At 35.3% G+C, this 9,919-nt stretch carries 10 protein-coding genes; 8 read left to right on the top strand and 2 right to left on the bottom strand.

Translation table 11 applies throughout. The annotated features are described in order from the left end of the window. The first annotated feature begins 100 nt into the window (after positions 1-100). Together AAHB15_RS29575 and AAHB15_RS29570 are read left to right on the top strand one after the other, a co-directional pair. Positions 101-379 (top strand): autorepressor SdpR family transcription factor, encoded by a 279-nt coding sequence (locus tag AAHB15_RS29575; RefSeq protein WP_335574676.1) that lies wholly within the window; start codon positions 101-103, stop codon positions 377-379. Next, positions 376-1,002, top strand: a complete 627-nt coding sequence (locus tag AAHB15_RS29570; protein WP_335574677.1) for an SdpI family protein — start codon at positions 376-378, stop codon at positions 1,000-1,002. Before AAHB15_RS29575 ends, AAHB15_RS29570 begins: the two co-directional genes overlap by 4 nt. A 164-nt stretch (positions 1,003-1,166) precedes the next feature. Here the strand turns inward: AAHB15_RS29570 and AAHB15_RS29565 are convergent, their stop codons facing one another. Together AAHB15_RS29565 and AAHB15_RS29560 are read right to left on the bottom strand one after the other, a co-directional pair. Next, entirely contained in the window at positions 1,167-2,096 is a 930-nt protein-coding gene (locus AAHB15_RS29565; protein WP_342043864.1) for a TIGR03943 family putative permease subunit, read from the bottom strand. Between the two features lie 12 nt (positions 2,097-2,108). Then, positions 2,109-3,116, bottom strand: a complete 1,008-nt coding sequence (locus tag AAHB15_RS29560; RefSeq protein WP_342043863.1) for a permease — start codon at positions 3,114-3,116, stop codon at positions 2,109-2,111. A 267-nt stretch (positions 3,117-3,383) separates the two neighbouring features. On the opposite strand from AAHB15_RS29560, the gene AAHB15_RS29555 reads away from it, so the two are divergent. The 6 genes from AAHB15_RS29555 (at position 3,384) to AAHB15_RS29530 (ending at position 9,845) form a co-directional block, all read left to right on the top strand. After that, a complete protein-coding gene (locus AAHB15_RS29555; protein WP_342043865.1) occupies positions 3,384-4,283 on the top strand; it encodes a metal ABC transporter substrate-binding protein in 900 nt (299 codons plus the stop codon). Between the two features lie 146 nt (positions 4,284-4,429). Then, positions 4,430-5,584: a DUF4317 domain-containing protein gene (locus tag AAHB15_RS29550; RefSeq protein WP_335575113.1), complete on the top strand. Its 1,155-nt coding sequence runs from the start codon at positions 4,430-4,432 to the stop codon at positions 5,582-5,584. 233 nt (positions 5,585-5,817) lie between these two features. Then, entirely contained in the window at positions 5,818-6,654 is an 837-nt protein-coding gene (locus AAHB15_RS29545) for an SPL family radical SAM protein (protein WP_342043862.1), read from the top strand. 284 nt (positions 6,655-6,938) lie between these two features. After that, positions 6,939-7,514 carry a DeoR family transcriptional regulator gene (locus AAHB15_RS29540; protein WP_335575111.1) on the top strand — a complete coding sequence of 192 codons (576 nt, stop codon included), beginning with the start codon at positions 6,939-6,941 and terminating at the stop codon, positions 7,512-7,514. 15 nt (positions 7,515-7,529) lie between these two features. Beyond that, entirely contained in the window at positions 7,530-9,182 is a 1,653-nt protein-coding gene (locus AAHB15_RS29535; protein WP_342043861.1) for a copper resistance CopC/CopD family protein, read from the top strand. Positions 9,183-9,206: 24 nt separating this feature from the next. Continuing rightward, positions 9,207-9,845: a YcnI family copper-binding membrane protein gene (locus tag AAHB15_RS29530; RefSeq protein WP_335575109.1), complete on the top strand. Its 639-nt coding sequence runs from the start codon at positions 9,207-9,209 to the stop codon at positions 9,843-9,845. Positions 9,846-9,919: the final 74 nt, after the last annotated feature.

The following is a 9,919-nucleotide window of genomic DNA, read 5'->3' as shown; positions in this document are numbered from 1 at the left end:
ATTGAACTTTTAGTTTAACAGATGTATTCTATATTTAGAAAATTATCTAAATATCTAAATTGGGATTAAGTCGTTTTCAATTTGGAAAAGAGGGTTCGAGATGAATGAAGCTTTTAAGGCGTTGTCCGATCCAAGTAGAAGGAAAATTCTACACTTACTTAAAAAGAAAGACCTATCTGCTGGAGAGATTGCTGATCATTTTAATATGACCAAGCCAAGTATTTCTCACCATTTGAATGTATTAAAGCAGGCAAATTTGGTGGATTCAGAAAAAAAGGGGCAGCAAGTTTTCTATTCTCTCAATACAACCGTATTTGAAGATGTCGTAACTTGGTTTATGGATTTTCTTTCGAAGGATGAGGAGGGGGAAATAAAATGAAAAAATATTGGTTTGGATTGGTTTTATTACTACTGAGCTTAATTGTAACGTTTATTTCTTATCCGTATTTACCAGAAAAAATTGCGATACACTGGAACTATAAAGGTGTGCCAGATGACTACAGTAATAGATCTTTCGGTTTATTTCTGTTACCGGGAATTATGATTATTTTTTATTTATTAACGATAATCTTACCTAAAATCGATCCAAAGAAGAGTAATTTTAAGCGATTTCAAGGATCATATTTTAAAATTATGAATGGACTTCTTCTATTTCTATTTCTTTTCCAAGTTGTGCAAATTACAAGCTCTCTTGGAATAGTGAATCCAAAATACATTGTTCCTGAACTAGTCGGTTTATTATTTATCTTTATTGGCAACTTAAGTCCCAAATTTAAACCAAATTATTTTGTGGGGATCCGAACACCCTGGACGTTAGCCAATGAAGATGTATGGAAAAAAACGCATAGGTTTGGCGGAAAGGTCTTTGTGATTACAGGTTTATTGTTGTTATTCGTTCCAGTAGTACCAACTGCCATCCAAGCATATTTCGTATTATCCGTTATTATTATAAGTCTAGCTCTTATTGTTGGTTCTTCTTACTATTTTTTTATTAAACTATAACGTGAAACTCCATATGCCAGAGTTTTCGATACAACTACCGGCGAGAACATTTTCGGTAACACAAGATCTTTTTTAATATGCCTAGTTCCATTAGAAAGCCTGATCATACCTTTTAACATCGGTTAACAGGTAATAATCAGGCAATATTTTTATTCAAATAAGAACTACTCAATCTTTACACCTACATCAAAAACATATGGCTGCTTCGGAGGGGTAATTTTTGATAGGTGGTCAATTTTTATGACAGGAATATTCTCTCCATTATATTGGGTTTGCTCAATTTTCCCTGTTACTTGTACCCATTTATCTTTCTGTAATGCCGCTACTTCGCCGTTTGCCATCATCCCATAAACGGAAGCGTCCGCTACACAACATGTGATTCCAAAACGAGCCACAATCATTTGGTTTTGCATAAATTCTTTTTCCCGATACACAAAACCTTTTGTGGTTACGGTTTTTCCAAACATATTCTTTAGATTATCCTGAATGATGTTCATGATATTGACATATTGGACATCGTCAATATTGATCATTTTAGCCTTCAATAATTTATCCTTTAATGTATTATATTCTGATTGGGTTAGAGGCTCAGGTTGATTATCAAGTACACTTTTCTGGTTTGAAGAAGAATTAGTTTTACTTGAAACAGAAGATGAGTTTGATTTAGGACTGTTTTTTGCAGCATTATTTTGATTTGCTGCCTGAGAACTTGCTCCTAGTTTAATCGTTCTGTTCATGGCAACGGAGCTGTCAAGAACATTGTTCGAGAAGAGAAATCCTGTTGTGATAGGGATGATAAACAATAAATAAAGAAACAGACACTTACTAAATGAGGTAGGGTAGGCGTGGTCCCCGTCACAATCACACTGATAAGAATCATCCTTACCTGAAGTTCCTCTAATTATTAAAAGAACACCTAGAATTAGACAAACAAAGAGAGTAAAGTAAATAAAATGGATCATTTTGGGAGCAATCAAAAGGGAGATATTATTCGTTAGCAGTAATTTAAATAACAGCAACATAAATCCAATTAAAATGATTCCTCTGAGAAGATGATGAAAAGAAAAATCATGAGTTTGACGTGACTTCATCATTGGACACCTCTCTTATATAAAAAATAGCTGAAAGAGATAGACGGAAAAATAGACGACAAGTGGAGTAACCATAAGCAGGAACAGAACAAAATTTTTCTTAAAATAACCGAATAACATTAAAGTGTTTTTTATATCAATCATGGGTCCAAAAACAAGAAAAGCAAGGATAGAGCCCTCTGTAAAAGTTGAACCGAATGAAGAGGCTACAAAGGCATCTGCTGAAGAACAGACGGAAAGGACGTAAGCCAGACCCATCATAACCCCGGGTGCAAAGGTGGTGCTTGTCCCTATGGATAAGAGAACATTACGGTCTAAGAATGTCTGAAATAGACTTGCAAGGAACGCTCCTAAGAATAAATATTTTCCAGTATCAAATAATTCATCACTTGCATGATAGAGTGTTTCTAATAGTTTATTTCCTCTTTGATGGTGGTGATGGTGTTCATGGTGATGATCGTCCTTCTTTGTTTTTAAAATATTTTCCCCTTTAAAGCGTCTGTAAATGATTAATCCAATGATAATCGAACTAATAAATCCAACAAACATTCTAGCATTTGCTAAATAGGGTGTACTTTTAAATGCAAAATAAGTAGAGGCATAAACGACAGGGTTTAAAATCGGAGCACTTAGCATAAACACAACTCCAACATGCGAAGGCATGCCTTTTTTTATTAACCTTCGAACAACTGGAACGATGGCGCACTCACAGATAGGAAAAATAATTCCAAGTAAAGCAGCGGGTATAAGTGCTAAATAGGCATTACGAGGTAGAACCCTTCGGATTACATTTTCGGATACAAAAGATTGAATAATAGCTGATACAAAGACACCCAGTAAAATAAAAGGAATGGCTTCTAAGATAATACTGAGAAAAATAGTATTTACATTAAAAGAAGTACTTGGGATTCTACTAAAAAAAGAGATGTTTTTTATTTCTTCTGCAAAAAGAAAAAGAAAAAGAAATAAACAAAATAATAGAAATACGAAAGTATCTTTCACCATTCTATTTATAAATGTCACAATAAATTGCCCTCCTAATCTATCATTTCTATTCTTATTGATATGCTAGACTCCTGATTTAATTTCATTAAATAATTTTAATTTGACATAGATAAATAATCGTTATATGATGTAATTCGTAATAATTACGATTAGCTAATAACTAATAATCTTCAATAATATTAAATAATTATTCACTTTAAATCGTAATAATTCCTAATTAATCATAACTTTGGAGGTAAATGAATTGTGAAAAAACTTTTAAGCCCATTAATTATTTTTCTTTTAATGGTAAGTGGATGCTCCAACGCCGCTTCAACAAAAAGTGAAAAAACGAGTGAAGGTTCAAAAAAACTGCAAATTGTCACTACTTTTTATCCGATGTACTATTTTGCTCAAAAGGTGGCGGGCAGTTCTGCAAACGTTGAACTCTTAATTCCAAATGGTGTAGAACCACACGATTGGGAGCCAACAGCAAATGATATGGCTAAAATTCAAGATTCAGATTTATTTATCTACAATAGCCGTTACTTTGAAACGTGGACTGAAAAAGTATTTAAGAGTATTAATGATCCAAATTTAAAGGTAATCGAGGCTTCGAATGGAATAAAATTGATGGATGCACTAGATTCAGAGGAAGAAGATAATCATGAACATACATCTTCTAAAGACCCTCATGTCTGGCTTTCTCCTGTGTTAGCTCAGAAAGAGGTTGACAATATCGCTAAGGCTTTAGAACAGGCAGATCCAAAAAATAAAGACAAATTTCAAAAAAATGCAGCCGCTTTAAATTCGGAGCTCGCCGATTTAGATTCCTTATATAAAGAGACGATTGATAAAGCCAAGAAAAAAGAATTTGTAACACAACATGCAGCCTTTGGCTACTTGGCAAAACAATATGGGTTAACTCAAATTCCGATTGCTGGCTTATCACCCGATGTTGAACCAACCTTAGGTAAATTAGCAGAATTAACGGATTTAACGAAGAAGAAAAATGTAAAGATTATTTATTTCGAAGAGCTAACCTCTTCAAAAGTGGCGGATACTCTAGCAAAAGAAATCGGTGCTAAAACGGAAGTATTAAATCCATTAGAAGGATTAACTAAAAAAGAGCAAGAAAAAGGATTAGATTATATTGATGTGATGAAAAATAATCTGGAGTCATTAAAACTATCTTTGCAAGATTAGTAGTCAATTTGGGCTGTTTAAAAGTGTCGTGATTCATAGACCTTTTGAATAGCCCATTTTTAATTCCTCAGTTAGTATATTTAATAAATATCAAGTATTACTATTTTCTTGTTTGAACAGTATAATCAGAATTGGGAGATGAGATAATGAATAAAACCGACATCGCAAATATTCGAAAACAATTTAAATTAGACAATTATCTTTTGAAAATCCGAGAAATCTTTAATGTTTATGTAAAGAAAGAATCAGGTGAGATCTATCATCAAATAAGCCAGCCGTTTCAAATGTTAGAACAGGAAGCACAAGAATTGTTTTTAACAAACTTTAAAAAGGTTCTAACAGGGCAGCTTGATGCCAAACTGTTTGAGCTGAAATTCCAACGTGATGTGGAAGAAAGCACACAAATGATTCTGTTTGACGGAGTACAAACCGATTCACCGGAACAATGGCAAGAAAACATGCTGAAAATCGTAGATAAAATGTTTACTCATGCTGTGTATGAATTCGATACAGTGGTAACGTTTATCCGTGGAGAATACCAAAAGCCGTCTAGGAAAAGGAATGCGGAAACCGAAGAAGGCGGAGATGATGAGGTTTATTCCAGCGAATTTATCCTATGCAGTCTCAATAAAACTGATCAGCCAAAGAAAGCCTTGCTGTTTGATTATATAGAGAAAGAATTCAAATCCAATCACGCAGTTGATCCGATTATTAATTTGACTTCTCCGTTAACAGGCTTTCTATTTCCAGCCTTTAATGAAAATTCGGCTGATGTAAACCATATTCTCTACCACGGTGGTAATCAACCAAGTGCATCCTTTATTGAAGAGGTGCTCAACTGTGAAGAAATTATTACAGCTGAGGAAGATAAAGACAGCTTCGAACAAATCTTAAAAATCGTCATGGGAGATGAAGTAGATTCCAAGGTGATTTCTAATGTCTATGAGGAAATCGATAAAATCGTTCAGGAGAATGCAGAGAGTGAAGAAGTTGAAGCTCCTATGTTGGATTCCCGGGACATTGAACGGATCTTAGAGGTCAGCGGTGTTGAAGATGTGGATACTGCCAAAGTAGAACATGCCTTTAAAAGTGTTGTTGACGATGAAAATTATGAAATCAAAGCCACCAATGTTCTTCCTAAATCCATTAAGATCAATACAAAGGTCGCGGATCTATCCATCGACCCGACAGAACTTAAAAATATACAATATATTACTTACAACGGGAAACGGTGCCTATTAATAGAGATTGATGAAGATGTGGTTGTCGAAGGATTTAAACTGGAAACAAGAACGCTTTAATCATTCAATGGGACAGGTTCCTTGAATGAAATCATAATGAATTGGTTGGTTTCTCTACAATAATAGGGGCCAACTTTTTTGTTTTAAGAGTGAAAAGAAAAATTGGATTAGTAGAAAAAGCCTAACAGGGGTGCAAGAGCGTTATTAATAAAATTACCATTGCTTATCTAAAGTCTATAAAAGTGTTTCTCTCACTAAATTTAGGTTAAACTATTTTTAGGGGAGCGATGTATATGGGGATGAAAATAAGGGAAACACTTGCAAAAAAAATCCTTACTGAAGCAAAGGGTTACTTAGATGTTGGATTTACGCATTCTTTAAATCCTTATAGTGGCTGCGCATTCTCGTGCAGGTACTGTTATGTTAGAGAAATGCCGATCCAAAAATTCAAAGATTTTCCTTGGGGCGAATGGCTGGACATAAAAACAAACGCGGCAGAAAATTACCGAAATGAAATCATAAAACTTCGTAAGAGAAAAACTCCCGTGAACATTTTTATGTCCTCAGCAACAGATCCCTACCAACCAATGGAACGAAAAGCTGGCATTACACGCGGGGTATTAGAAGCAATGGTGGAGTATCCACCTAATTTTTTACAGATCCAAACACGAAGCCCCCTCATCAAAAGAGATATAGATTTGTTAGTAAAATTAAAAGAAAAATGTGAAATACTAGTCTCTATGACGATTGAAACAGATAGGGATGATATTAGGCAGATTTTTGCTCCGTTTGCACCTGGAATACAATTGCGGTTAAACGCCTTAAAAGAAGTTCATGATGCAGGAATAAACACTCAAGCTTCGATCTCACCTGTATTGCCATTTACTCCTGACTTTCCAAAAGTACTGGATGGAATCGTAGATCATATTTGGATTGATACTCTAAGTATCGGGGATGGGGCACTGGGGAAACGTTCAGAAAGATTAGGAATGCCAACTTTATTTGAAGAACATAAATTAGCGGATTGGTATCAAAAAGACTTACATGTAAGGGTGGAAAAATATTTTAATAAGTATTTTAATAGTGAAATAATACGAGTGTCCAAGCAAGAGGCGTTCCCAATAAAATAGAATAAGAATTGATGTTATTTTGGTTAAACATGTAACTTACTATATTTAAGATTAATAGTGTAAATGATTTAAGAGCATCTTTAATTCATTAGATAAAAGTAATCTTGTTGTTAATTAATCTTAAGAGCCTTTTCTGTATAAAAACAGAGAGGCTTTTTGGTTTTGTTAATAAATGTGATTTTGATGATATTTTTCACATAAATTTCACATTTATAACTTGTTAATATTAAAAAATTATTCTATTGTATAATTGTGGATTTATGAAAACGAAAGGAGGTCTAAAATTGCTGCCAGTTGAAAGACAGAAACATATATTGTCATGGTTAAAAAAAGAAGGAACCCTTTCCATAGCGGAAATTAGTAAACGATTTAATGTTTCTGAGATGACTGTATATAGGGATATAAAGCCACTGTTAGAGGAAAGGAAGATCAATAAAACATCAGGCGGGGTATCTTTTATTTCCAATTCAACCGTCTCGTCCCATTCTTGTACATATTGTTTAAAGGAATTGAATAATCGGCATCCCATGCAAATCATCACGATTCATCAAACAGTCGAACAATTTTGCTGCCCGCATTGTGGGTTACTAAGATATAAAGATATTGAAGAAAACGTTTCTCAGATAATTTGCCGTGACTTTCTTCAACATACTACAATTAGTGCCAAATTGGCCTATTTCGTATTGGATGCAGATTTTTATTTAAATTGCTGCCAACCGCAAGTGTTAACCTTCGATTCGTTAAAATATGCAGAACAATTTCAAAAGGGCTTCGGTGGAACCATCCTTCGATTCAATCAAGCAGTAAAAGAGGTTTCGAAAAGAATGAACGGTAATATCGGCTGTGGGTGTCATAAATAGAAAGGAGGTGCTAGAGTGAAACAGATAAAAAACAGCGGCCTGCTTATTGCTTTCTTGTATCTTTTTCTATTTTTATGTCCTTCATTCGCTTCTGCGCATGCATACATACTTAAATCAACCCCTTATGAAAACGAGATCGTAAACCAAGCACCACAAAAGGTAACGATTGAATTTGATGAAACTATCCAGGCATCGTTCAATTCTTTAGAGGTGTTTGATTCAGCAGGGAGTCGGGTTGATCAGAAAAATGGGCGAATTAATCCTAAAAATCCTTCCATTATAGAAACAGATTTAGCAAAAAATCTTCCTAACGACACATACAGCATAAAATGGCGGGTTGTTTCTAGTGATGGGCATCCGGTTGAGGGGGTAATTCCATTCCAAGTAGGAAATGGCGATCCCACTCAGGACAGTTCAAGTATAAATAAAGAATCAAAAGGATATATGCCACAATTGGACTTGATTATCATACGTTGGCTTCAATATCTAGGTAATGCATGTTTGGTAGCTATGCTCCTATTCTATCTTTTTGTGCTGCCTAAGGAATTACGGGGAAACCCTGGGGTTAGCAGTACTTTTAGAAAATTATTAAAACTTTCATTGTTTGCTGTATCCATTAGTATTCTCTTAAGTTTGCCGTTACAGGCAACCATAGAATCTGGATTATCGTGGAGTAAGGTTCTTAGTGTTCATGTACTAGGGGATATGTTAGCCACTACACTCTTTGGGACAACATGGATTTTACAAATCACGAGTTTGGTTTTCTTATTCTTCTCTAGCTATTTGCTAATAAAGAAAAGATTCCTTTCGTTATGGGTGTGGATTTCGTTTATTCTCGGAATAGGATTGTTATTGACTAAGGCATTTACAAGTCATGCAGCCTCTTCCACCAACGTCTTTATCACCGTTTCCATCGATTTTATCCATTTACTTTCTGCCTCCATCTGGATTGGAAGCTTAATTGTTTTGGCTGCATTGATCCCTCTTAGTCGTAACATCGATACAAAGGGACTTTATTTAGATTCGATTCGAACATTTTCCAAGTGGGGAATCTTGTTAGTCATTGTGTTAACATTTACAGGCGTTTATGGTAGCTTTTCATTCATTCCTAATCTTCAAACACTCCTAACGACTAATTACGGTAGAGTATTGTCCGGAAAAATAATCCTGCTTGTTATCATGATTATTTTTGCAACAATTAACTTTGTAAAAGGGAAGCGAAATAAGGAAAGAGGACTGCCAGCCACTTTATGGGGAGAATTAATGGCTGGCGCGGTTGTTTTAGTTCTATCTGTTTTATTAACTAATTTACCAACTGCCATGTCGTCTCCGGGTCCATTTAAGGAAACCAAAACGGTAAAACAGGAAAGTAAAATCACCTTTGAAGCATCCCCTAATGTCATTGGAGAAAATACCTTTGTCTTATCTTTAAAAGACCAAAAAGGTCAGCCAATTAAGAATGTTGAACAAGCAACCCTTACATTTACCTCTCTAGAGATGGATATGGGGGAAGCCACGAAATCGTTAGTGAAAGTCAAGGAAGGCACTTATCAAGGAAAGGGGATGAATTTCAATATGGCAGGCCGATGGAATGTTCATGTCCATGTCCTGACCAAGGATTTAGAAACACTTGATACGGACTTCAAAGTGTTTGTTGGCAGTCAATAAATACTATATAGAGGAGAAATGAAAATGAAAAAAACGATAAAAAAAATTACTAAAGTGGTTTTACCAACCGTGTTAGGTTTATTTCTATTCTCAAGTGTGGCAAGTGCCCATGTGACCGTTATGCCAAAAACGTCCACAACGGGGGCATGGGAAACGTATACGGTGAAGGTTCCCGTTGAAAAAGAAGTACCCACCACGAAATTTACTCTGAAAGCACCTGCAGGGGTGGAGATTATGTCGTATCAACCCGTCACTGGCTGGAACTATACTGCTGATAAAGACACTAGTGGCAAGGTAAAATCATTTACCTTTGAAGCAACTGGAGAAGGAATTTTACCGGGGCAATTCCAGCAATTTACATTCGTGGCGAAGAACCCTGATAAGGCTGCTGATATCGCTTGGGATGCTTTCCAATATTATAAAGATGGAAGTATCGTGGAATGGACAGGTGACGAATCAGCCAAAACTCCTCATTCTATAACAGCTATTGTAGCTGGTGCTTCAACAGATGACCATCATGATCAAGCTGCAACAGAAGATACTAAAACAGTGGAAACAAAAGCTGCCAATACTGAACAATCTAATTCTCTTCCGCTTATCTTATCGATTGTTTCTGTTGTTCTTTCACTAGCTGCTCTAGTCTTTGCCATTCGAAAAAAATAACTAAAAACCTTAAAAACCTGTTCATCTGTTGAACAGGTTTTTTCATGAGATAAGAAAGTATAAAAATTTTTTAC

It is taken from the genome of Bacillus sp. OTU2372 (genome assembly GCF_038440275.1).
Taxonomy (GTDB): Bacteria; Bacillota; Bacilli; order Bacillales; family Cytobacillaceae; genus Neobacillus; species Neobacillus bataviensis_B.
Note: the sequence above shows the minus strand (reverse complement) of the source record. Positions and strands in the feature narration are given on the sequence as shown.

What these genes read in the sequence shown, in the direction of transcription:
- AAHB15_RS29555 (WP_342043865.1), top strand. Translation starts at nt 3,384, where the DNA reads ATGGTAAGTGGATGCTCCAACGCCGCTTCAACAAAAAGTGAAAAAACG.
- AAHB15_RS29550 (WP_335575113.1), top strand. Translation starts at nt 4,430, where the DNA reads ATGAATAAAACCGACATCGCAAATATTCGAAAACAATTTAAATTAGAC.
- AAHB15_RS29570 (WP_335574677.1), top strand. Translation starts at nt 376, where the DNA reads ATGAAAAAATATTGGTTTGGATTGGTTTTATTACTACTGAGCTTAATT.
- AAHB15_RS29530 (WP_335575109.1), top strand. Translation starts at nt 9,207, where the DNA reads ATGAAAAAAACGATAAAAAAAATTACTAAAGTGGTTTTACCAACCGTG.
- AAHB15_RS29545 (WP_342043862.1), top strand. Translation starts at nt 5,818, where the DNA reads ATGGGGATGAAAATAAGGGAAACACTTGCAAAAAAAATCCTTACTGAA.
- AAHB15_RS29575 (WP_335574676.1), top strand. Translation starts at nt 101, where the DNA reads ATGAATGAAGCTTTTAAGGCGTTGTCCGATCCAAGTAGAAGGAAAATT.
- AAHB15_RS29565 (WP_342043864.1), bottom strand. Translation starts at nt 2,096, where the DNA reads ATGATGAAGTCACGTCAAACTCATGATTTTTCTTTTCATCATCTTCTC.